Annotated in this window: 22 protein-coding genes; 10 read left to right on the top strand and 12 right to left on the bottom strand. The window is 53.7% G+C overall.

What is annotated here, in order from left to right:
• Window positions 1-2 precede the first annotated feature (2 nt).
• The 5 genes from LG202_RS08005 to LG202_RS07985 are packed head-to-tail and all read left to right on the top strand — an operon-like array spanning window position 3 to window position 4,249.
• Window positions 3-866, top strand: coding sequence for a DUF58 domain-containing protein (locus tag LG202_RS08005; protein ID WP_230347861.1), 864 nt, complete (start codon window positions 3-5; stop codon window positions 864-866).
• Complete coding sequence (locus LG202_RS08000; protein ID WP_230347860.1) at window positions 863-1,768, top strand: nonribosomal peptide synthetase MxaA; 906 nt, start codon at window positions 863-865, stop codon at window positions 1,766-1,768. The genes LG202_RS08005 and LG202_RS08000 overlap by 4 nt, the downstream gene beginning before the upstream one ends.
• The gene (locus LG202_RS07995; protein ID WP_230347859.1) at window positions 1,765-2,745 is read left to right on the top strand and encodes a vWA domain-containing protein; all 981 of its coding nucleotides are present in this window, start codon (window positions 1,765-1,767) and stop codon (window positions 2,743-2,745) included. Before LG202_RS08000 ends, LG202_RS07995 begins: the two co-directional genes overlap by 4 nt.
• The gene (locus tag LG202_RS07990; protein WP_230347858.1) at window positions 2,730-3,266 is read left to right on the top strand and encodes a hypothetical protein; all 537 of its coding nucleotides are present in this window, start codon (window positions 2,730-2,732) and stop codon (window positions 3,264-3,266) included. The genes LG202_RS07995 and LG202_RS07990 overlap by 16 nt, the downstream gene beginning before the upstream one ends.
• Window positions 3,263-4,249, top strand: a complete 987-nt coding sequence (locus tag LG202_RS07985) for a vWA domain-containing protein (protein WP_230347857.1) — start codon at window positions 3,263-3,265, stop codon at window positions 4,247-4,249. The genes LG202_RS07990 and LG202_RS07985 overlap by 4 nt, the downstream gene beginning before the upstream one ends.
• An 18-nt stretch (window positions 4,250-4,267) precedes the next feature.
• Here LG202_RS07985 and LG202_RS07980 read toward each other — a convergent pair whose 3' ends face one another.
• The 5 genes from LG202_RS07980 to LG202_RS07960 all read right to left on the bottom strand — a co-directional run bounded on the left by LG202_RS07980 (window position 4,268) and on the right by LG202_RS07960 (window position 9,197).
• Entirely contained in the window at window positions 4,268-5,749 is a 1,482-nt protein-coding gene (locus LG202_RS07980; RefSeq protein ID WP_230347856.1) for a high affinity choline transporter 1, read from the bottom strand.
• Between the two features lie 142 nt (window positions 5,750-5,891).
• Entirely contained in the window at window positions 5,892-7,436 is a 1,545-nt protein-coding gene (gene ubiB, locus LG202_RS07975; protein ID WP_230347855.1) for a ubiquinone biosynthesis regulatory protein kinase UbiB, read from the bottom strand.
• 11 nt (window positions 7,437-7,447) lie between these two features.
• Entirely contained in the window at window positions 7,448-8,035 is a 588-nt protein-coding gene (locus tag LG202_RS07970) for a ubiquinone biosynthesis accessory factor UbiJ (protein WP_230347854.1), read from the bottom strand.
• 31 nt (window positions 8,036-8,066) lie between these two features.
• A complete protein-coding gene (gene ubiE / locus LG202_RS07965) occupies window positions 8,067-8,807 on the bottom strand; it encodes a bifunctional demethylmenaquinone methyltransferase/2-methoxy-6-polyprenyl-1,4-benzoquinol methylase UbiE (protein WP_230347853.1) in 741 nt (246 codons plus the stop codon).
• 15 nt (window positions 8,808-8,822) lie between these two features.
• A complete protein-coding gene (locus tag LG202_RS07960) occupies window positions 8,823-9,197 on the bottom strand; it encodes a gamma-butyrobetaine hydroxylase family protein (protein ID WP_230347852.1) in 375 nt (124 codons plus the stop codon).
• Window positions 9,198-9,390: 193 nt separating this feature from the next.
• On the opposite strand from LG202_RS07960, the gene LG202_RS07955 reads away from it, so the two are divergent.
• Both LG202_RS07955 and ccoS read left to right on the top strand, forming a co-directional pair.
• Window positions 9,391-11,349 (top strand): dynamin family protein, encoded by a 1,959-nt coding sequence (locus LG202_RS07955; RefSeq protein WP_230347851.1) that lies wholly within the window; start codon window positions 9,391-9,393, stop codon window positions 11,347-11,349.
• Window positions 11,346-11,552, top strand: coding sequence for a cbb3-type cytochrome oxidase assembly protein CcoS (ccoS, locus tag LG202_RS07950; protein ID WP_230347850.1), 207 nt, complete (start codon window positions 11,346-11,348; stop codon window positions 11,550-11,552). The genes LG202_RS07955 and ccoS overlap by 4 nt, the downstream gene beginning before the upstream one ends.
• A 211-nt stretch (window positions 11,553-11,763) precedes the next feature.
• On the opposite strand, the gene rpoH is transcribed toward ccoS, so the two are convergent.
• From rpoH to LG202_RS07915, 7 genes are all read right to left on the bottom strand, one after another.
• Complete coding sequence (rpoH, locus tag LG202_RS07945; protein ID WP_230348078.1) at window positions 11,764-12,621, bottom strand: RNA polymerase sigma factor RpoH; 858 nt, start codon at window positions 12,619-12,621, stop codon at window positions 11,764-11,766.
• Window positions 12,622-12,794: 173 nt separating this feature from the next.
• The gene (locus LG202_RS07940) at window positions 12,795-13,403 is read right to left on the bottom strand and encodes a DUF3299 domain-containing protein (RefSeq protein ID WP_230347849.1); all 609 of its coding nucleotides are present in this window, start codon (window positions 13,401-13,403) and stop codon (window positions 12,795-12,797) included.
• A gap of 36 nt (window positions 13,404-13,439) precedes the next feature.
• Entirely contained in the window at window positions 13,440-14,708 is a 1,269-nt protein-coding gene (locus LG202_RS07935) for an ABC transporter permease (protein ID WP_230347848.1), read from the bottom strand.
• On the bottom strand, window positions 14,705-15,373 hold the full coding sequence (locus LG202_RS07930) for an ATP-binding cassette domain-containing protein (protein WP_230347847.1): 669 nt from the start codon (window positions 15,371-15,373) through the stop codon (window positions 14,705-14,707). The genes LG202_RS07935 and LG202_RS07930 overlap by 4 nt, the downstream gene beginning before the upstream one ends.
• A gap of 32 nt (window positions 15,374-15,405) precedes the next feature.
• On the bottom strand, window positions 15,406-15,948 hold the full coding sequence (locus tag LG202_RS07925; RefSeq protein ID WP_230347846.1) for a DUF2796 domain-containing protein: 543 nt from the start codon (window positions 15,946-15,948) through the stop codon (window positions 15,406-15,408).
• Window positions 15,949-15,993: 45 nt separating this feature from the next.
• Window positions 15,994-16,749, bottom strand: a complete 756-nt coding sequence (locus tag LG202_RS07920) for a ZIP family metal transporter (protein ID WP_230347845.1) — start codon at window positions 16,747-16,749, stop codon at window positions 15,994-15,996.
• Window positions 16,750-16,834: 85 nt separating this feature from the next.
• A complete protein-coding gene (locus tag LG202_RS07915; RefSeq protein ID WP_230347844.1) occupies window positions 16,835-19,036 on the bottom strand; it encodes a TonB-dependent receptor in 2,202 nt (733 codons plus the stop codon).
• Between the two features lie 156 nt (window positions 19,037-19,192).
• Between LG202_RS07915 and LG202_RS07910 the strand changes: the two genes are divergently transcribed.
• From LG202_RS07910 to LG202_RS07900, 3 genes are all read left to right on the top strand, one after another.
• Window positions 19,193-19,945, top strand: a complete 753-nt coding sequence (locus LG202_RS07910) for a PEP-CTERM sorting domain-containing protein (protein ID WP_230347843.1) — start codon at window positions 19,193-19,195, stop codon at window positions 19,943-19,945.
• Between the two features lie 63 nt (window positions 19,946-20,008).
• The gene (locus LG202_RS07905) at window positions 20,009-20,830 is read left to right on the top strand and encodes a PEP-CTERM sorting domain-containing protein (RefSeq protein WP_230347842.1); all 822 of its coding nucleotides are present in this window, start codon (window positions 20,009-20,011) and stop codon (window positions 20,828-20,830) included.
• Window positions 20,831-21,167: 337 nt separating this feature from the next.
• Window positions 21,168-21,440, top strand: coding sequence for a RasGAP domain-containing protein (locus tag LG202_RS07900; RefSeq protein WP_230347841.1), 273 nt, complete (start codon window positions 21,168-21,170; stop codon window positions 21,438-21,440).
• Window positions 21,441-21,638: the final 198 nt, after the last annotated feature.

Here is a 21,638-nt window from a genome sequence, read left to right as displayed (position 1 = left end):
TCATGCTGCCGTCATATATCAAGCCGTTTTCCTACCAGATCCCCTGGAAGTCTTCCAGCGTTCATGCTGGCGACCACCTAGGCATACAGCGCGGGCTGGGGTTCGAGTACAAGGGTAACGCCTCGCTGGTCGATTATCCCGACCTGCGCCGCATGGATTTGCGCCAGAGCCTACGCGACCCCTACGAGCAGGTGCAGGTGCGCCTGTTTTACCATGACTCGATCACGCCTGTGTATGCGGTGTGCGACTTGTCCAGCTCCATGCAGTACAAGGGCGGCCGTCGCAAGATCGAGCTGGTGCAGGAGGTGGCGGCATCAATCGCGTATTCGGTATCGGCCGAGAACGACGTATTTAGCCTGATCGGCTACGACCAGCATGTGCTCGATGATTACGTGCTGCCGCTTGGCTACCAGGTGCATGAAGCGCTGGAGCGTATCGATGCTTTTACCGGCATAGACGCGCTCGGGCGAGGCTCGAATGGCATTCTGGAGGTAGGCCCACTGTTGAGCCAGAACAAGGGACTGGTGTTCTGGATATCGGATTTCCACATGCCGTTCGACACCATCATTCAGGCCATGAACATGTTTTCTCGTCACCAGGTGGTGCCGGTCGTGCTGTGGGAGGAGGAGGAGTACCGGCGCCTGCCGCGCTTCGGCCTGGGCACGATGCTGGATCCCGAGACCGGGCGCGATCGCACGATTTTCTTCCGCGAGTCGATCCGTGCCAAATTCATTAGCGCATTCGAGCAGCGCCGGGCGGCGCTGGAAGACCTGTTCCTGGCTTTCGAGAGCCCGCCGCATTTCATCAGCGGGATATTCGAGGCCGAGGCAATGACGCATTATTTTGAGAAATACCTGACAGCATGAAAAAACTGACGACCTTGTTTTCCATCTGCCTGTTTCCTATCAGCCTTTGCGCGGGAGCTATGGCGCATGCAGCGGAAGCCGCCCTGGTCAGCCTGGACAACCCGCGCATCGCGACAGGCATCACCATAGGCGACGTACTAGAGCGCAGGCTGGTGATCGAGGCCAGCTCTCCCTATGAGTTGCCCAAATCGGCCTTGCCGCTCAAGGGCGAGCGTGTCGATGGCATCGAGTTGGTGGGCGTTGCATTGCAGGGCGAAAAGACGGCTGGCATCCAGCGCTATGAAGTCAAGCTCAGCTACCAAGTGTTCGCTGCTGCAAGCAAGCCCAGCGTCATGCGCCTGCCTGCCTTGACGTTGGCGCTAGGCGGCGGCGATACACCAGCGGAGGTGAGCGTGCCTGCCTGGCATTTCTGGAACTCGCCGCTGGCAGCGGGCAACATCCACACCGCGCGCAGCAATGCGCAGCCGCAACGCAAACCGACCTTACTCGATACCGGGCCGGAGCGCCTGGCGCTTGCGTTGGCCGTGCTCCTGGTAGGCATCGTCGGGCTGGTCTACATCAACGCCGACCGTCGCTGGCTGCCGTGGATGGGCGGCAGCTTCGCCCAGGCTTATCGAAAGCTGCGCAAGACGCCTGCGCAAGCCGGGCACCAGGCGCAGGCGCTTGGTTACGTGCATCAGGCATTCAATCAGGTGCATGGAAGCACCTTGTTCCGGCGGCAATTGGGTGAGTTCTTTGCGCAGCATCCACAGTACCAGCCGCTCGCAAAAGATATCGATAGCTTTTTCCAGCGCTCCGAGACTTTGTTGTTCACCGGCGAAAACGCAGACAGTCCAGCCCTGGTCAAGGAGCTGCAGCAGCTTTGCCGTCGCCTGAGGGATTGTGAACGGGGAATCGCATGAGTTTGCTCAATCCCTGGGCCTTGCTGTTATTGCCGCTTGTGCTGATACCTTTCTGGCTCAGGAGCCTGCAGGGGCAACGCTACTCCTGGCTGGAGATGGTGCCGGAAGACCCGTTCTCGGACAATATCGTCTTGCTGCTCAAGGTGGTGACGGCCATCATCATTGCTAGCCTCGTGCTGGCCCTGGCAGCACCGCAAGGCAGCGACAAGATCGTGAACCGCGTCGGCAAGGGCGCGCAGACCGTGATGGTGATCGATCGCAGCGTGAGTATGGACCATCCTTTTGCCGGGGACGCTACCAGCGGCCGCGCCGGGGAAATCAAGTCCGGCGCCGCACGCCGGCTGATCACGCAGTTCATCGACTCCAGGCCCGATGACATGATGGGTGTGGTGGCGTTTACCAATTCCGCCTTTTACGGCGTCAAGATCACGGCCAACCGCGATGCCATCCATGCCGCGATCAACGCCGCGACCAGCGCCGGCATCAACCAGACCAATATTGGTGCGGGCATCACCCAGGCGGCCAGCCTGTTCGACAGCATCCAGAACTCGGGATCGCGCGCCATCATCCTGTTGTCCGACGGGGCAGGCAAGCTGAGCCCTCGCGTCAAGGCGCGGATCAGGGAGGAGCTTAAGGACAAGGGTATCAAGCTCTATTGGATCGTGTTGCGCGAACCGGACGACGTGAGCATATTCGGCAACCGCGTATTCGAGGAGGACAGGGGGCCTGCGGCAATCCAGCTCGACCGTTTCTTCAAGTCGCTCAAGATCACCTACAAGGCTTACGAGGCGGACAATCCCGTGGCGCTGCAAATGGCGATCCAGGATATCGACAGCCGCGAGAAGAATACGATTCAGTATGCCATCACCGTGCCGGGGCGCGATTATGCGCGCGACTTGATTGTAGTGGCCCTGGTGTTGAGCCTGGGCATGTTCGTCATTAAAAATTTCAGGGTAAAAGCATGGGAATCCGCATAAAAGGCCTCAACCTGCTGTTTGGACTGCTGACCGTTGCCGGGTTGGCGGGCAGCGTCTACGAAGGCAATGCACTGGTGCAGCGCCATGATGCTAACCGTCAGATACAGGCCGGCACATTGGTCACTCACGACAGCTATGGTTTCGAACAGAAGTTCATGGCGGCTTACAAACTGGGAGAGTCCGGCGATTACAAGCACGCGGTGCAAAGCTACAGCCAACTGCTCGAAACCGGGTTGAACCAGCCGCAGCAGGCGCTGGTGCAGTACAACATTGGCAACAACCTCCTGCAGTCCGGCCTGAAGCGCCGCCTCAATGATGATGGCAGCCTCAAGGACGAGGCAAAATATGACTTGTCCCAAGCGCAGATTGCCTATGAGCAAGCCTTGCGGCTAGATCCCGCATTCAGGCAGGCAAAGTTCAACCTCAGCCTGATGCTGCTGGTGCAACCCAATGGCATTGAGGGGTTGAAAAAGGAACAGGAAGGCATGGAGCTCAGTAACATCCCGGTGGGCCTGCCATGAAGTGGCAGTTGAGGCTGCGCCATGGCTGGCGCTGGGTCAAGGATCATTACGAGTCTGGGCTGTACCTGTTGGTGGTCGTATTACTGTTGCTGGCAATATTCAAGCCGGAAATACAACTCAAGCAGCGCGTGCACAACTACCTCTTGCTTGCTGATGTCTCGCAAAGCATGAACGCTGAGGACGTCAGCCTCAACGGCAAGCAGGTGAGTCGCATGGCCTATACGCGCCACCTGATGCGCAAGCTGGTGGAGAATTCGCCTTGCGGTACTTATTTCAGTCTCGGCGTATTTGCCGCTGAAGATGTTGCGTTGTTGTTCACGCCGCTGGAAACCTGTGCCAACTATGACATCATCGTCGATGCGATCGAGCACCTGGAGTGGCGCATGTCCTGGCGCGGCAACAGCCGCATTAGTTTTGGCGTCAAGGGTGCCGCCAAGGCCTTCGACTCGCTCAATGCGCCTGCGCGTCTGTTGTTCTTCACCGATGGCGACGAGGCGCCCAAGGTGAATGCGATCAACAAGCTCAAGCTCGATGACGTGCAGATTGGCGAGAATATCGTCTTCGTCGGCGTCGGTGGCAGCGAAGATGTGCCGATTCCGCGTTATAACTCCAGCAACAAGTGGGTGGGCTATTGGTCCTCCGATGCCAAGGAGAATTCGGCCGGTGCGGTCGGCGTTACCTATAACGATACCAGCCGTGACGACCCTGACCCAGTGGTAGCTTCGGCGGAATATGACCGCTATCTTTCCAAGCTGGAAGAGGCATATTTGCAGGAGCTGGCCGAGGAAATCAATGCACAGTACGTACATGGACAGGACAAGCCTGATTTCTACACCTTCGTGCAGAAGCAGAAACCAGTCGCCAGCTTTGTCACGGCTTATTCATTGCGCTGGGCCTATCTCTTGCTGGCCTTGGTATTGATTCTTGCCAGTTATTGGCCGTATATCCGTCAGAGACTAAAAGCAGAGCCTACCCAAGCTTAATAAGGCTTACAGGCATTGTTAACTACCCTTATGCGGTACGTGAGGATGCGCGGCATGATTATGCAGGTAACTTGCTTGCTCATGGCGGCGCTGTGGGGCGATCTTCTGCGGTAACAGTGAGCCTGCCACCATGCCGATGATGCTGACGCCTAGCCCTAGCAATTGTGGTGGTATCAAGCTTTCCTCACCCACCAATACTTCCACCAACACCCAGGTGCTGATGCCGCCAATGATGGCGGCCAGGGCGCCCTGATTGGTCGCACGTTTCCAGAATACGCCGAAGAACAGCGGCACAAATGCACCCGCTAGCGTGATCTTGTAGGCAGATTCCACCATGCGGAAGATAGAAAGATTGGTGTTTAACGCATAGACGAGCACGCAGCTGGCAAAGCCCAGCAAGCAAATACGCATGATCTTGAGGAAGCCGCGATCATCCAGGTGTGGGAGGTAACCACGCACGATGTTCTCTGCGAACGAGATAGAGGGTGCGAGCAAGGTAGCGGACGAGCAGCTCATGATCGCCGATAGCACGGCGCCGAAGAAAATCACCTGGGCGGCGATCGGCATATGCTGTAGCACTAGCGTAGGCAATACGCGCTGTGAGTCCTGGTCGATCAGGGTATTGAAGAAACCGGGGTCGATCAAGGTGGCCGAGTAAGCGATGAACATGGGCACGAAGGTGAAGCAGAAGTAGACCGAGGCGCCCAGGACGGAGCCCCAGATGGCGACCTTGGCGCTCTTGGCCGAGGTGATGCGCTGGAAGACGTCCTGCTGCGGAATGGAGCCCAACATCATGGTCATCCAGGCGCCGATGAAGGTGACCCAGAGCCAGGGGTCGGCTGGCGGGAAGAAGTCCAGCTTGCCGGCCAGACGCGCATGCTCGATGACGGGCGCAACGCCGCCGGTCATGCCTGAGACCATGTAGGCGATATAGAGCATGCCGCCGATGATGACGCTCATTTGAACGAAATCCAGGATGGCGACCGAGAGCATGCCGCCCAGGGTAGTGTAGGTGAGCACGATGGCGGTGCCGAGGATCATGCCGGCTTCCTCGCTCACCGCGCCGTCAGTGATGATGTGGAAAATCAGACCTAATGCCTTGATTTGCGCGGCAACCCAGCCCAGGTAGGAAATGACGATGGCAATCGTAGTGAGCACTTCCACGGTGCGGTTGTAGCGCATGCGGTAGAAGTCGCCTAGGGTAATGATGTTGAGCTTGTAGAGCTTGGTTGCGAAGAAGAAGCCTGCAATCACCAGGCACATGCTGGAGCCAAATGGATCGGCAACAATGCCGTTGAGGCCATCCTTGACGAAGGTGGCAGAAACGCCGAACACAGCTTCTGCGCCAAACCAGGTGGCGAACACGGTTGCCATGACCACGGGCAGCGGCAAGTGGCGTCCAGCTACGGCGTAATCCTTGGTGGTCTTGACGCGGGTGGCGGCAAATAGGCCGATGCTGATCGACACCATGACGTAGAGAATGACAAACCAGATCAGCACTAAACCAGCCCTTTGCTATGAGGTTGAAAGATGAATAAAAAAGTGGCCTGTTCAAAGGCAGGCAGATTTTAGCAAAAACTTATCCTGAAAGTGGGCTTTGTTGCTCAAAATCAATGGGTTTGTGAATGTTAGTCAAGCAGGTTTAACGCTGGCTTAGCCACCAAGCCAATAGCGCTGCACTTTGCAATAACACGAGCAAGATCAATGCCACCGAGAGCAGGCGCAGCCAACGTGTCTGGCGTTGGTGTTCACCGAGAAGGTGTTGCAACTCGGCCGAGCGTACAGGCGTTTGCAGGCCGTGTTCAAGATGCTGGTGAATCAGGCGTGGCATTTGCGGCAGTATCTTGCTCCAATAAGGTAGCTCTGCCTTGAGGTTGTCGATAGCACTACGCCAGCCTACTTGCTCTGACATCCAACGCTCCAAATAGGGGCGAGCGGTCTTCCACAAGTCCAGATTAGGGTCCAGGTCGCGGCCCAGGCCTTCAACATTGAGCAGGGTTTTCTGCAGCATGGCAAGCTGTGGCTGGATTTCAACACCAAAGCGGCGCGAGGTCTGGAACAGGCGCAGCAGTACCTTGCCAAACGAGATTTCCTTGAGTGGTTTGTCGAAGATAGGCTCGCACACGGCGCGGATCGCGGTCTCGAATTCGTCGATCGGCGTATCCTTGGGTGCCCAGCCTGATTCAATGTGTGCTTTTGCTACTTCACGGTAATCACGGCGGAAGAAAGCGAGGAAGTTGCGCGCGAGGTATTGCTTGTCTTCATCATTGAGGCTGCCCATGATGCCGAAATCCAGTGCGACATAACGGCCATCATCGGCGACCTGCACATTGCCTGGGTGCATGTCAGCATGGAAGAAGCCATCACGGAATACCTGTGTGAAGAATATCTCCACGCCATCGCGTGCCAGCTTAGGAATATCGACGCCAATCTCGCGCAGATAGGCCACTTGACTGATGGGGGTGCTGACCATGCGTTCCATCACCATTACTTGTTCATGGCACCAGTCCCAATAAACCTCTGGCACGATAAGCAGGCGCTTGTCGGCAAAGTTGCGGCCCAACAGGCTGCAGTTGGCAGCTTCCAGCATGAGGTCGAGCTCGCTATGGATGTGGCGTGCAAATTCGGCGACTACCTCTCGTGGTTTCAGGCGTTTGCCATCGGATGACAGCGTGTGCAATAACCATGCTGCACCATCAAGCAGCTTGAGGTCTTTTGCGATGGTCTTGCCTATGCCTGGACGCAGAATCTTGACGGCTACCGGCTTGCCATCGGGCAACTGGGCAAAATGTACCTGGGCGACAGACGCGCTGGCGATCGGTTCGACATCGAAGCTCTGGAACACATCCAGCACTTCCTTGCCATAAGCTTGTTTGAGGATAATTTCTACGTCTTGGTAGGGAAAGGCAGGAACACGATCCTGCAACTTTGCCAGCTCGTCAGCGAGATCTAGCGGAATCAGGTCGCGCCGCGTGGAAAGCATCTGGCCGAACTTGACGAAGATTGGACCGAGAGATTCCAAAGCCAAGCGCAAGCGCTCACCTCTAGGTTGTGAAGTATTGCGCCAGAAGAGCAGCATATTGACTGGACGCTGCAAGGGGCGCAGCTTGGTATGGCTCAGAATGAATTCGTCTAGGCCAAAGCGCAGGGTGACAATAATAATCTTAAGCAGGCGCAACCAATGCATGCGGACTCTTTCTATTCATCCGCCTGCAGGCGGTGTTTCAGTTTGTTAATGCGTTTTGCCAAGCGTTCCGTATCTTCTTGCAGGATGTCCACATCCTTGATGAATTGCGTCACATGACGTTGCTTGGCTAGTAGTGGCTGCTCTTCCTGCCAGTATTCGGCCAGCATGCTGGCCACATTGTGGGCTTGGCGTTTGGTTCTCTCAACCGCACTGCGACCAAACTTGGCGATTTCATGTGCCGGAATATCACCGACGATGCGGCTGAGGTCTTCTTCGTACTCCCAGCTCATCCCTTGCAGCACCCTGGCGAGGCCAGCAGCAAATTCGGTATCGCCCGTAATGGATGCAGATGTGCCTACATGGTCATCGCCTGCCAGGATACGAAGGGCTACTGACGGCGGCACGGTAATAGTGGCGTCGATATTGGCTGTTTCGCCCGCAAGCGCGAGACCACCATCTTCCAGCACGACGATGGTGGCGCTGAATGGTGGCAGGATCATGCGCGCATGCTTGCCGCCGAATGGTTGCAAAGCTTCCGCAGCCCAGCTGTTTTGCGCTAATAAATGGTTTAACAGGCGAGTAAGCAATGGTTTCAGCATGATGAGTTTAGTCCAGGCTGATGCAGGGTGATCAGGTTTTCCAGCCTTTGTGCAGGGCAACAACGCCAGCAGCCAGATTGTAGTAGTCGACTTTGCCTAGGCCTGCATCCAGCATCATTTGCTTCAGGGTTTCCTGATCGGGATGCATGCGGATAGATTCGGCCAGGTAACGGTAACTGTCTGCATCATTCGCAAACAGTTTGCCCATGATAGGTAGCAGCTTGAAGGAGTAAGCATCATAAAGCGGCGCCAAGGGCTTCCATACCTGGGAGAACTCCAGCACCAGCAGGCGACCACCAGACTTGAGTACACGCTGCATTTCAGCCAGCGCCTTGTCTTTGTGCGTCATGTTGCGCAGGCCGAACGCGACGATGACACAGTCAAAATATTGGTCAGGGAAAGGCAACTTTTCTGCATCGCATTGCAACGCTGGAACAGCCTTGCCGTCATCAATCAAGCGATCGCGCCCCACGGCCAGCATTGAAGCATTGATGTCGGTGAGGATCACTTGCCCTGTCGGGCCGACCTTGTTGGAAAATAGGCGCGATAAGTCGCCGCTACCGCCAGCCACGTCCAGCACGCGATCTCCAGGCCTCACGCCGCTCACTTCAATGGTGAAGCGCTTCCAGGCGCGGTGAAGGCCGGCAGACATGACATCATTCATGAGGTCATACTTGCGTGCCACGGAGTGGAATACTTCACCGACTTTACCGGCTTTTTCGCGCTCATCCACAGTCTGGAAGCCGAAGTGTGTCTTGGCGTTGTCGCTCATGATATTTGCCTTAAATCAATGTTCAGCGTCACGGCTGGCACCTGCCTGTGCAAGCCGTTCGAGATATTCTTGCCACAAGGTATCGTGTCGTTGCAGCAATCCGTAAAGATAATCCCAGGAGTAAAGACCGGTATTGTGCCCATCGCTGAAAACCAGTTTCACGGCGTAATGGCCGACCGGTTCGATGCCGGTGATGTTCACATCCCGCTTGCCGGTTTGCAGCACGGGGTTGCCATGCCCTTGTACCTCGGCTGAAGGTGAATATACCCGCAAGAATTCGCAAGGCAGCATGCCGCTGACACCATTATCGAAGGTGATTTCCAGCGTGCGAGAAACCTGATGCAAGCGGATATCGGTGGGAAGTGGAGTGTCTGGGCTTAAGCCGCTCATCTGCCAAATGCCGGAATTTACTCAAAAAGCGATGATAGCAGAATGTATTCATGCGCTTCAAAATACCGTCATGATCGTTGTGCATAATATGTGGTGAATCGGCCTGTGGAAACGGATTTAGGCAGCTGATTCGTTTGATAATTTACACAGGCGTGCTAGAGTAGCGCTTAAATAAAAAGCATCGGGGGGTGCTATGGCGGAAAACAAGCTTGAACGCCACTTTCAGGCATATGCCGATTGGCGCAAAGCCTTGGTGGACACCATTAGTGACTATCGTAGCTGGCTCAATGAGCAGGAGCTCAATGATGCCCAGATAGACCTACGATTGCAGCAGTTGTTGGAGCGCTTGCGCGAGGACAAACTCAATGTGGCTTTCGTCGCTGAGTTTTCGCGTGGAAAATCTGAGCTGATCAATGCCATCTTCTTTGCGGCATATGGGCAGCGTTTGCTACCATCCAGTGCCGGCCGCACCACCATGTGCCCCACTGAGCTACTCTACGATCCATCAAAACCCACTTCGTTGCAGCTCCTGCCGGTAGAAACCCGGACTTCAGATGCAACCACTACCGAATACAAGCGTTACCCCGAAGAATGGACCATCCTGCCATTTGATGTCAGCAATAGCGACAATATGGTGGAGGTGTTCAGGGAAGTCAGCCGTACCAAGCGTGTATCGGTGGAAGATGCCGAGCGTTATGGATTGTTCGATACGAATAGTGCGGATGATGCGCTGGCGGTGAATGCCGATGGCACCGTTGATATTCCTTGCTGGCGGTATGCAGTCATCAATTTTCCTCATCCTTTGCTGGAGCAGGGGCTGGTGATTCTGGATACCCCAGGCCTCAATGCGATTGGTACCGAGCCGGAGCTTACCCTCAACATGCTGCCGAACGCGCATGCCGTGCTTTTCCTGCTTTCTGCTGACACTGGTGTGACCAAGTCCGAGATCGATGTATGGCGCCAGTACATCAGTGGTACGCGCTGGAAGCAAAAGGGCAGGCTGGCTGTATTGAACAAAATTGATGGTCTATGGGATGAATTGCGTAACGAGTCAGAGATAGACCGTGAAATAGCCAAGCAGATCAAGACCAGTGCCGAGTTGCTTGGGCTGGATGAGGAACAGATTTTCCCGATTTCGGCGCAAAAAGGCTTGCTGGCAAAGATTGCCAAGGATGATGCCTTATTGGCGCGTACTGGCTTGCCTGCATTAGAAAAGGCTTTGTCTGATGAACTGATTCCCTCCAAGCGCGAGATCGTGCGCGACAATACGCTGAGTGAAGTCGATGAACTGGTAAAAAACTCGAATATTCTTCTGGATGCCCGTCTTGCTAGCCTCAATGAGCAATTAGACGAGTTGCGTGGGCTGCGAGGTAAGAATGAAGATGTCATCGAGCACATGATGAACAAGGTCAAGGTGGACAAGGAAATTTTTGAGAAGGGCTTACAGCGGTTCCAGGCGCTACGCAGTGTGTTCTCTCAGCAGACCAACAAATTGTTTACCTTATTAGGTATGGAAACCTTGCGCGTGCAGGTGACCAATACCCGCAGTACCATGATCAATGCCAGCTTTACCAAAAGTATCCGTAGTGCGATGGATGGGTTCTTTGCTGATTTGCGTGATCGTCTAGTGAAATCTGAGGCTCAGATTGACGAAATCAAGCGCATGATGGATGCGATGTACGACAAGTTTGCCGAAGAGCATGGCCTGCGCAAGGCTGAACCACCTGCGTTTTCAACACTGCGTTACCAGAAGGAGCTTGGCAAGCTCGAGCGCGCCTATCGTGAACAATTCAATACGACGTTGAATATGTTGACGAACGAAAAGATGACATTGACGTCAAAGTTCTTTGAGACACTCGCCAGCCGAGTGATCCATGTGTACGAAGTGGCTAATCATGACGTTGAAAATTGGTTGAAAGCGGTGATTGCCCCAATGGAGTCGCAGGTGCGCGAGCATCAATTGCAGTTGCGCCGGCGCCTGGAAAGTATCAAGCGTATCTACAAGGCAACAGATACACTGGAAGACCGTATCGGCGAGCTGGAAGTCATCGAGAAAAGCATCTTGGGCCAGATGGCTGACCTCAAGGTGTTACGCCAGCACATGCATAATGCGCTGGTTTTTGAAAATAGAGTTGAGGATGAAGCGGCATGAATCTAACCAGCCTAGTGTTGCAGCTGGGCCTGACATTTGTGTTTATCGGTTTTGCGGCTGCGGGTATTCTATGGGCAATTAGAAGTGGTCAGTACGATGATCTTGAAGGACCTGCACAACGGATATTAATGGATGATGATGATCCCATGATTCCATTTAACCACTTGAAGAGTGGGGCTAATCAGAATAAAATAACCAAATAACTTGCTGGGGAATTTGAATGGCTACTACCAATAATGCGGACGAGGGTCTCAAGTCCTATTTTACTTTTGCAAATCTGCCGCTCACGATCACGATAGGCCTCATTATCATGTCTTGGTTGAGCGCGTTGTCAGTTATCTTTTTTGGGTAAGATAACGCGAATTGGAGAAAAAGGCTGCGATTGCAGCCTTTTTATTGTGGTACGAGATTGAATTATGCCGGGGTTAAAAAACCCTTCATCTGTTTCATGGCCTTCTGTTCAATCTGACGGATACGTTCGGCAGAAACGCCAAATTCTTCAGCCAAGTCATGCAGGGTTGCGCCACTGTCGTCCTGTAACCAGCGTGCCTCCAAGATACGGCGGCTGCGATCATCCAGCTTGGCAAGTGCGGTCGAAAGACCGGCCGTATGCAGATGTTCGATTTCCTGTTCTTCTAGAATCTCGGAAGGTTCAGCCTGTGTCGCTTGCAAGTAAGAGATGGGGGCGAAGACATCCTCACTCTCATCATCCGCGTTGCCCTCAAGCGAAATTTCATGCCCGGACATACGAGATTCCATCTCCAGCACATCTTCAGGCTTGACGTTCAACTCTCGCGCAATATGTGCGACCTCTTCAGATTGTAGGCTGGCAGATTTATCACTTTTCATGCTGCGCAAGTTGAAGAAGAGCTTGCGCTGAGCCTTGGTGGTAGCCACTTTCACCAAGCGCCAGTTGCGCACGATATATTCGTGAATCTCGGCCTTGATCCAGTGCATGGCAAAAGATACCAGGCGTACTCCGCGTTCAGGGTCAAAGCGACGTACTGCCTTCATCAGTCCTATATTGCCTTCCTGTATCAGGTCTGATTGTGGCAGGCCATAACCTGAGTAGTTACGTGCGATGCTAGCCACTAGGCGCAAGTGTGAAACAACGAGCTTCTTAGCCGCTTCCAGGTCATTTTCCTTTTTGAGGCTGGTAGCAAGTTGATATTCCTCTTCCGCGCTTAGCACAGGGAAGCTCTTGATCGCACGCATGTACTGATCAAGGCTATCGTAAGATGAAATCGCAGGTAATGTCATGCTGTTGGTCATGTTGGAAACCTCTCTCATGAAAATGATTCTAGCACTCACTCTTTGAGAGTGCTAGAGGATAAAAGTTTCAAGTAAGGTGAGTGTTTTTACGAGAGGTAAATCTGTTGGCCTGTGAGGCGGTTATTGCTGGTGACTTGCTGTGACTTATTTTGCCTTGTATTGGGCGCGTGGGCTTAATTATTTTTCAGGGAATATGGTAGCAGTTGGTCAGCCTTGATGCGGTAACCGGAGGTGCCCATTGTGGTATGGCTGGGCACGGTTTCAAGTAGGCCGCTGACCGAAATAGGGCCATATTGCCGCGCGGCCTGGTTAAGTGTTTTTTGCTGGTTCTTGGGGAAAGCCTTAGGGAGAATCACATGAATGACCTGGTTGCTTGGAGGCGGCGGCACATGAATGCATGCTCCAAAGTAAGGGACGAGCAAGAACTCTTGCACTTGTGTGCCATTCATATCCAGCGGCACCACAAAGCCTGGAATCTGTACTCGCTGTTTATTGAGCTTGGGCACAATGGGTGCATCGTTCCAAGCATTGCGCATTTGCTCAAGAGCCTTGATGGCACGAGGATCGGCATCATCTAGCTTGTCCAGGTTCAGGCCTTTGATCGATTTCATGGGGTCCCAATCGGCGGGCATCATGTCATCCCAGTCGAGCGGCTGGTAACTCGTGCCAGGTTTTGTTGTGTGCTTGGTGTCGCTGATGCGTTCGCCTACTTGATAATCTGCCCCTATAACGTGGGTGCATGCCATGACGGCAAGTAATGTGGCAAATATCCGGGAAAACATGCTTGTCCTCGCGCCTGTGGTATGGGTTGTCAATGTCTAGAGTCTGGGAGTCAGGCCATCTGCGAGCGATAGTCTGTAGGCCATATATGCCGGGAACAGGCTGGCAAACAGGCCTACCAATGCAATGATCGCGAGTAGTTGGAGCTCTTCTGCACTCAGCCAATGTAGTGTCATCGTGATGCCGAAATGAGCTTGCATCAGTGGGGCTGCTAGCAATGAGGCAAGGGTCAATGCGGTCAGGCCGGTGACGATGCTGAGCAGGGTGACAAACATCCCTTCATACAAGAGCAGCAAAAGAATTTCTCTAGGTTGTGCACCTACTGCACGCAAAATGGCTAACTCTCTGCGTCGTTCATTGAGCCCGGAGATCATAATGGCGACTAGCCCCGTCAAGCTGACGACAACCACAATGGCTGAAACTGCCATCAGGCTTTTTTCTGCTACACCTACTACCTGCCATAATTGCTCTAATGCCACGCCTGGCATGGTAGCCAGCAGAGGTTCATCTTTGAAGTCATTGATCAGTCTTTGCATGCGAAATACTGCAGCACGGCTTTTCAAGCCGATGAATGCCGCGGTAATTTCCTTGGGTTGCAGGTCAAATTTCTGCACATATTCTGGTGGAATATGAAATCCCGGTAATTGTGTTCCTCCTACCCAGTCAAGGTGAATGGCGCTGAGCGCCTCCAGACTCACGTGTAGGGTGTGGTCAACAGGTGTGCCGGTGGGTTTGAGGATGCCGCTGACGATAAATGGTTTGTCGGCGTGGTCAGCATGATGTCCCAGCCCTGTACCATGGCTAAGTGTGATGTGGCTGCCAAGTGAGTAGCCTAGTTTCTTTGCTACCTCGGAGCCGATGACGGTATCAAAAACCTGATAGAAGGGCTTTCCCTCTGCAAATTTCAGTGCAAGGCGGTCTCCATAGTGATAATGTGTGAAATAATCTTGATTCGTGCCCAAGACAGCAAAGCCACGGTGCGAATCACCCAGAGAAATCGGAATGCTCCACGCCACCATGGGGTTTTGTTGCAGCCTTTCAAAGCTTGCCCAGCTGATGTTGTTGGTGGGCTCTCCCACGCGGAATACAGCATATAGCATCAGTTGTACTGGGCTGGTGCGTGCGCCGATTACCAGATCGGTGCCGGAAATAGATAGGCCAAAGCCCTGATGTATCTGCTCACGCAGGCGTTCAACCCCAACTAGTAGCATGACGCTCAAGGCAACCGCCATCATGGTCATGCCCAGGGTGAGCTTGCGGTTCCATGCACTATGTATGGCCAGCGTGAGCAGGTATTTCAAGTTCATACAAGTGCCTGCTTTCCTGCTTGATTGAGGTCGCTCAAGGCAATGCTGCGGTGAAAGTTTGAGGCTAGCCTATGATCGTGGCTAACAAAAAGCAGAGTTGCCTGGTTGGCAAGGCACTCTTGTTTTAGTAGGTGTAGAAAGTGGAGTTGGTGGTGTGCATCCAAGGCAGATGTTGGTTCATCTGCAATGATGATTTCTGGGCTCCCGATCAATGCTCGTACTGCTGCAACACGTTGTTGTTGGCCAATGCTCAGGCTAGTGACCCTGCGTGACCACAGCGTGGCATCTATGCCCAGGGCGGCCAGCAGGCGATATGCCTCAGTTGGGGCGCTTTCTCGAAGGTTGCTGTGGCGATAGCGGGAAAAGCCGCATGGTAGCAGGACGTTTTCCAGTACAGATAGATAGGGGATCAGGTTAAATTGCTGAAATAGAAAGCCGATATGATCAGCACGGAATCGATCTCGCGCTGCGCTACTCAGTGTGTCCAGACGCTGGCCCAATATGCTGACCATGCCTGCCTGGGCTAAATGTACGCCCCCGAGGATGCCCAGCAAAGTGCTTTTGCCACTGCCGCTCGATCCGTGCAGGAAGATATGCTCACCCGGCATGATGTCCAGGTGCGCGATATCAAGGCAGGGTTGCCCTGGAGTCCATTCAAACCGCATGTTTTCCAAGTGAATGGCTGGTAACGACATGTCTACCATGCGACTTGGTTTTGCCCAGGGGAGAGCCTAGCGATTTTTTGGGTTTGCCCGGCTACAACCTGAACGTCGATTTTGTAGAGGTGAGGGAACTGTTCGAACAATCGCACGATCAAGCCTTTCAATTCACTCGGTTGGTTACACTCATAGGCAAACTCGGCATCGAGGTCGGCATGATGCGTATCGTGCTGATGTTCGTTATTTTCGAACAATGGCGATTCCAGGGTTGTTTTCGTACTTTTGCAACCAGCCTTGTCTGGCAGGTCAAATAGCTGGGCGGGTATGGACAGCTGTTTTTTCAATGCGTCCACTGCTGCCTGCTCTTGCGGGTTGCGGGGAGCATGCTCGAAGCCCAGCAAGCTTTCCATCGGGCTTTCCAGCGCGAGGATCAATACCTTGCCCTCCATGACGATGTTCAGTTTGGCGGCTCCGTGCACATGGGCATGCTGCTTGTGGGCGAGTGCGGGCGTCGCGGCGAAAAACAGGCTGCCGATGCTGATGAATAATCCATATATGAATAACCCAGAATATAAATGCATTAAGTCTCCTTCCTGATCTTGCCCCTGCCCACGCCAATGCCGTGATTAGTGGTGGTGAAGATGCTGGGCCGCTAATGACACGGTAACCCCGCCGAGTATGAATGCAACCTGGACTACTCCATCCTTCAACGAGCGTTGACGCTGCAATTCTGGGACTAGGTCCGCGACGGCAATATAGATGAAGCTGGATGCCGCGACGACTAGTATCACAGGGATCGCAGTTTGCATGATACCCAATGACAGCCAGCCCAGAAAGCCGCCCAGGATCATGGCCGCGCCTGACATGGCATTGAGCAACAGGGCTCGGCTTTTTGACAGGCCAGCACTCAGCAATACCATGAAGTCCGATACTTCCTGAGGTATCTCGTGCAGCATGACTGTGACAGCCATCGCCCAGCCTAATGCCGGCTCGGTCAAGAAGGCGGCTGCGATCAGTACACCATCGACAAAATTATGTAATCCGTCCCCGATCACGATCATGGACACCTTCTGATCAAGAACGGTTTCATGGGCCTCGCCGTGCGTATGCCGGTGGTCGTGTCGCCATAATGCCATTTTCTCCAGCAGGAAGAACGCCAAGATGCCGGCCAGCAATATCCAGCCAGCGTCATGGGGTGATAAGCCCGACTCGATGGCCTCAGGCAGGATGTCGGTCAAGGCGAAGGCCAGCAAGATCCCGACGGCGAATGCCACCATCTTGTCCGCGACCCGTGCCAGGATGGTGAGCGAGACGACAGAGGAGATCAGGACTGAAACGACGCCGCCCAACAAGGTGGCAATGCAGATTGAGAGTAGGAGCATAGAGCCGCGACGCTAATTCATCTTTGCCAATGAGGGCAAGTGCTCATTATTGCTTTGGTGCATGTGATATTCCTGGCAGGCCACATCAAAGGTCAATCCGCATGCCGATCTCGACATTACGGCCTAGCTCGGGTGTGTAGTAGCGCAGGAATGAGGTGCTGTTGCGGATTTCAGCATTGGTGACGTTGCGCATATTGATGAAGAGGTCTCCGGTGAACCAATTGGGTACTTCGATGCTGCGGCGCAATGCGATATCGACCCGGTTATAGCTGTCGGTGCCTGGTTCAGGCAGCATTTCGTCGCCCACCGGCATGGTGCCGGTACGCTTCTGCGCGCTGACATGGGTCAGGCGGACATCGCCATCCCATCTGCCCATGCCTGCTTGTATCAACAAGCCATGCCGGGCTGGCGTGAGGCGCGGCACATGGGTGTTGTCGTCCAGCATGCCGCGCACTTGGTCGGCAAATACGCTGGCGCGGAATTTGCGCATGCCGGGGATTTGCAAGGGAAGCCCGACTTCGGCTTCATAGCCGTGAAAGCGTGCATCCTGTTGCTTGTACTGCATTGTGATCAGGCATTGGTCCTGCAGACCGCAAGTACCGATGGCCTGGGGCCTCAGCAGGATGGAGTTCATTTTGATGACGCCGACGTTTTCCTGGTAGATATAGTTTTCGGCAGAGTACTTGAACAGGTTGAGGTTGGCGTCCAGCTTGCCGAGCTTTTGCTGTAGGCGGATATCCCAGCCATTCAGGGTTTCGATGTCGAGTGCTCTGGAGCCGATGTCGTACGTTCTTGTCGCCAGGTGCGGGCCATACGATCCAAGTTCCTGTATATCGGGAGCTCTTCTGGCAATCCAGCGGTTGATAGTGATGCTACCAGTCTTGTAGGCGCGCTTCAGCGCTAGCGAATAGCTCTCCGGGCTGAAATCCTTTTTTGCAGCCGGGATGACGTAGGAAATGGGCATAGGCACATCCCTAGGCGTGGCCCAGACAGTCTGGGCGCCCGCATTGGTATTGTTTTTTTCCTTGCGAAAACCGAATTCCAACTGCCAAGGATTGATATCCAGAGTTTCAATCAGATAAAGCCCTTTCGAGTCTATCTTGGATGTTGGCACAAATGCTTCCATGCCCTGTGCGGAAAAATCGCGGTTGATGCCATGGAATCCCAAGGTGCCAGCAAGATTAGAGAATAGTCGGTGGTTAAATTCCAGCCGGTGTTCAACCACATCGTTGCTGAAGCGGGTTTGCGCGATGCCGTTGCTGATCTCGTCGTGATGGTAATTGGATTTACCGATACGCAGCGAAATGCTTTCCAGCCAATCATAGGGCAGGAATAACTCTCCCTTGAGGTCGATGCGGTCTTGCTGCATATCGATGCGCACGCGTTCTGCCTTCTCGACCGGCCCGCCACCGTGGCTATGGGATGGCCCCATGGGAATGCCGTAGTTGTTGGCGTAATGGCTGAGTGATACGCCGATGTAGCCCATCTCGCCGAAGACGCTGGCACCGATGCTGCCGCCCTTGCTACGAGCGTTGGTGTTGTCGACATAGCCATGGGTGTTGGTCGGCAATTGGCCACCAAACAACTGGGTGATCGTGCCTTGGTCGATCGCCATGCCCGGCACGTGAATATTGTTGCTTTCCCTCCCGTGTAAGTCGGCATGGAGAGCGACCCGGCCCGCCTTGGTGAGTAGCTCGGTCGCCATGGTACGCTCGTCATGGTTGGTGTTGAAGCGTAGTTGCGTCGTGATCTTGGTCTTGGCCGGCAGGCGTTCCGGGATACGGCCGTCCGTGATTTCCACCGCGCCGCCGATGGCGCCGCCGCCGTTGCGTATCGTGGCCGGACCGCGCAATACCTTGATTTCCTTGGCCAGCAGGGATTCCACCGTGGTGCCGTGGTCCGGGCTCATGCCGGAAGCGTCATGCGTGCCTACGCCGTTGACCATGACCCGGGTGCGCGGGCCGTGCTGCCCGCGGATCAGCGGCAGGCCCACGTTCGGGCCGAATGTGGCGTTTGCCACGCCCAGTTCGTCCTGCAGCGTAGCGCCGAGTGTCGCCGCGCTTTTCAGCATCAGATCCTTGCCGGAAAGTGTGCTTGATGGATCCAGCGAGTTTGCCAGTTCTTCCGGCGCAGCCTGTACTTCAATGGCATCCAGCACAATTGATGGATCTTCTTCATTTGCCTTTTCGGCAGCAAATGCCAGTGCTGATACAAAAGCGCCAGGAAAAGCCAGGGAAATCAGTGCGGCAAGGCGGCAGGATCGGGATGATTTGACAGGTGGGCGCACATCTAAGCCAATGTATTATCTGAAGTATTCATTGCGCCTAGTATTGTAATGCTACTGTGTTGCATAATGCAACAGTGTTGTATATTATGAATTGAAGCCCAGATAGTGTATCTGGGTGTGGATTTATATCTTCTTGTTTATAAAGGGAGTAATACCATGCGTCATTTGATTGCAACCATGTTTGTCAGTGCCAGTCTATTCAGTGCGTCCGTCTATGCGGAGGGCCATGTGCATGCGGGAGATATCGAGATTGAGATAGAAAGCGGCAAGCTGGGTACTCATGGAGCAGGCCATTACCAGGATGCAACTGGATATGCGATTTTCGAGGCGGATTTCCGCGATCTTGCAGGCGGACCATACCGTACTAATGCGCCAGGGTTTGATAGCCATGCCGGTACATTCGACCAAAACGATATTATTGGATATCAAGCAGTCGGCAGCTTGTGGTCCTGGAATGGCAGTAGTTGGGCCAGCACCGTACTCAATGGTGAAACCATCAGCCTGGGCGGTAATTTGGGGGAAAATACCGTTTGGGGCACGGCTGGCGTCAGCGGTGATGCCGTCGGCACTCTTGGGCAGGCCGGCAGCAGCGGCAATATCCACGAGCACCTCACGTTTGCAATTTCTTCCGCGAGCGGCCTGCCGACCGAAGGAGCCTACTACATTACTCTGCAGTTATTGTCCGCCGATCTCAACAGCGCTTTCGATGGCATTGTGCCTAACAACAAGTATGCAAGTTCCGATCCGTTCTACCTGATATTCAACAATGGTTTGAGTTCCAGCGATTTCCACGCGGCCGTGCATGGTTTGGCTGATGTGGCTGCGGTTCCAGAGCCAAGCACTTACGCCATGTTTCTGGCTGGTTTAGGGTTGATGGGGTGGCAGTTGCGCCGTCGTCAACAGGCTTAAAAGCGGTGAGAAAAGCACCCTGCGGGGTGCTTTTCTTTGCGTAACCATCAAGGAGCAAATGTGATGAAGTCTTCTATATTGGCGCTTGCCATGCTGTGCTATGCCGTCTTTGCCCAGGCCGCCGTGCATTACGACGTACGCATCGACACCAGCCATGGACCTGTTGCCGGCAGCAAGCTGGGAATTGATTTCTACGGTGATTTCGACCTAGTCGGCAAGTTGCCCGTGGATGGCCAGACCGGGTACAAAGTCTTTTCGGGATATTTCGACGACTTGGAAGGCGGGCCTCGTGTGACTGACGACCCTGGTTTTCAATCTTTTTCCAATACTTTGCTGTATGGAGAGCAGATCCATTTTAGGGCGTTGGGAACCCTTTCATACTGGAATCCGAATACTGGATTCTGGGGCGATGCGGCAAGAGGTGCAACGGTGGCACTTTATGGCGCGATCCCGACCGATGTCTGGATCAACTACATGCTGAATCCGGGCAATGCCACTTATGCGGCGCAGTATAACTACTATGCAGGAGGTACTGTCTACAGTGCGGACGGCATTGGCGGGCCGCAAACTGCTGCAATCGATGCAGCTAGCCGGAATGGGGCTTTCCACTCCCATCTAGATTGGAAGCTATCTGATTCCGCACCGGCAGGGGCCTATCTTGTAACGCTGCAGATATGGTCGCCGGTCATGGAAAATGGTCAACAGAAATACATAGACTCGGACCCTTTCCATGTATTGTTCAAGTCGGCCGGCATCAGCCAGGCGCAATACGATGAAGCCTTCAACCTGCGCATTGCTGCGGCAGTTCCTGAGGCTGATACCTGGGCGATGTTATTAGTCGGCTTGATGCTGATGGTCGGTTGGCGCCTGAAATTAAAGCAGTAGCCGGTATGCCTGTTGAGACCCACCCTGATTTTTGGGTGGGGGTTTTAATATAAATACCTTTAGTTATTTCCTGCTCAAGCATGTTGCCACCTCAGGATTCTCAAGCTTCCTTCATTTGACTTATCCGCTGAAATACATTTGCAGGTCTTGCATCAAGCCCGGATTTGCTGCGTTGTTTTTATGCAACCCTTCAATTTTCCTGATTTTACAATGCTTGCAAAGGCGTGTTGGATTAGTTCTCGTGACATATGATTGTCATCTAAATGACATCAAGCTGGGTTAACTTCCTTGTTTCAGGCTCAAGGGTGAGCTTCGGTTTTTGCAAAGGAGATTGATCATGAGAGCTTATACATACCAGGCAGAATATTTCACTAAGGCATCCGAGCTGAGCGAGAAAAAGGCAGAGCGCCTGTTGTCCCGTATGAGTGTGTGTTTATATTCTGAGCTGTTACGGGATGCTTATTCGCCTCACGAAATATTGGCTATCCAGTTGCAGATTGAGGACGAGCAGCTACAGGAATGGCGTCAACGAGTGGCGCAGCTCCGCCAGCAAGAGCAGGTATGGCTTTCCCAGGGCACTCCATTGACTAGTCCTGCCACTGTCAATTGAGGCATTGTGTCATGGGCCCCAGCTGAGATATTGCACCATGTTTCATTTAGATGTTACCGGGGTGTCTCTTTTTTGAGACGACATGTTTTGTATTTAAAACAATGAGATATTGAATTGTAGTGTCATAAGTTGCGGGGGGTATGTCTCTTTTTTGAGACGAGTTAAGATTGCCAGGGTCGCTAATAAATTTAAATATTA

This window comes from Methylobacillus methanolivorans (assembly GCF_054588515.1).
Note: the sequence above shows the minus strand (reverse complement) of the source record. Positions and strands in the feature narration are given on the sequence as shown.

What these genes read in the sequence shown, in the direction of transcription:
- rpoH (WP_230348078.1), bottom strand. Translation starts at nt 12,621, where the DNA reads ATGACCAACAGCATGACATTACCTGCGATTTCATCTTACGATAGCCTT.
- LG202_RS08000 (WP_230347860.1), top strand. Translation starts at nt 863, where the DNA reads ATGAAAAAACTGACGACCTTGTTTTCCATCTGCCTGTTTCCTATCAGC.
- LG202_RS07990 (WP_230347858.1), top strand. Translation starts at nt 2,730, where the DNA reads ATGGGAATCCGCATAAAAGGCCTCAACCTGCTGTTTGGACTGCTGACC.
- LG202_RS07930 (WP_230347847.1), bottom strand. Translation starts at nt 15,373, where the DNA reads ATGCGGTTTGAATGGACTCCAGGGCAACCCTGCCTTGATATCGCGCAC.
- LG202_RS07910 (WP_230347843.1), top strand. Translation starts at nt 19,193, where the DNA reads ATGCGTCATTTGATTGCAACCATGTTTGTCAGTGCCAGTCTATTCAGT.
- LG202_RS07970 (WP_230347854.1), bottom strand. Translation starts at nt 8,035, where the DNA reads ATGCTGAAACCATTGCTTACTCGCCTGTTAAACCATTTATTAGCGCAA.
- LG202_RS07985 (WP_230347857.1), top strand. Translation starts at nt 3,263, where the DNA reads ATGAAGTGGCAGTTGAGGCTGCGCCATGGCTGGCGCTGGGTCAAGGAT.
- LG202_RS07995 (WP_230347859.1), top strand. Translation starts at nt 1,765, where the DNA reads ATGAGTTTGCTCAATCCCTGGGCCTTGCTGTTATTGCCGCTTGTGCTG.
- LG202_RS07900 (WP_230347841.1), top strand. Translation starts at nt 21,168, where the DNA reads ATGAGAGCTTATACATACCAGGCAGAATATTTCACTAAGGCATCCGAG.
- ubiE (WP_230347853.1), bottom strand. Translation starts at nt 8,807, where the DNA reads ATGAGCGACAACGCCAAGACACACTTCGGCTTCCAGACTGTGGATGAG.
- LG202_RS07935 (WP_230347848.1), bottom strand. Translation starts at nt 14,708, where the DNA reads ATGAACTTGAAATACCTGCTCACGCTGGCCATACATAGTGCATGGAAC.
- LG202_RS07925 (WP_230347846.1), bottom strand. Translation starts at nt 15,948, where the DNA reads ATGCATTTATATTCTGGGTTATTCATATATGGATTATTCATCAGCATC.
- LG202_RS07920 (WP_230347845.1), bottom strand. Translation starts at nt 16,749, where the DNA reads ATGCTCCTACTCTCAATCTGCATTGCCACCTTGTTGGGCGGCGTCGTT.
- ubiB (WP_230347855.1), bottom strand. Translation starts at nt 7,436, where the DNA reads ATGCATTGGTTGCGCCTGCTTAAGATTATTATTGTCACCCTGCGCTTT.
- LG202_RS07905 (WP_230347842.1), top strand. Translation starts at nt 20,009, where the DNA reads ATGAAGTCTTCTATATTGGCGCTTGCCATGCTGTGCTATGCCGTCTTT.
- LG202_RS07960 (WP_230347852.1), bottom strand. Translation starts at nt 9,197, where the DNA reads ATGAGCGGCTTAAGCCCAGACACTCCACTTCCCACCGATATCCGCTTG.
- ccoS (WP_230347850.1), top strand. Translation starts at nt 11,346, where the DNA reads ATGAATCTAACCAGCCTAGTGTTGCAGCTGGGCCTGACATTTGTGTTT.
- LG202_RS07955 (WP_230347851.1), top strand. Translation starts at nt 9,391, where the DNA reads ATGGCGGAAAACAAGCTTGAACGCCACTTTCAGGCATATGCCGATTGG.
- LG202_RS08005 (WP_230347861.1), top strand. Translation starts at nt 3, where the DNA reads ATGCTGCCGTCATATATCAAGCCGTTTTCCTACCAGATCCCCTGGAAG.
- LG202_RS07940 (WP_230347849.1), bottom strand. Translation starts at nt 13,403, where the DNA reads ATGTTTTCCCGGATATTTGCCACATTACTTGCCGTCATGGCATGCACC.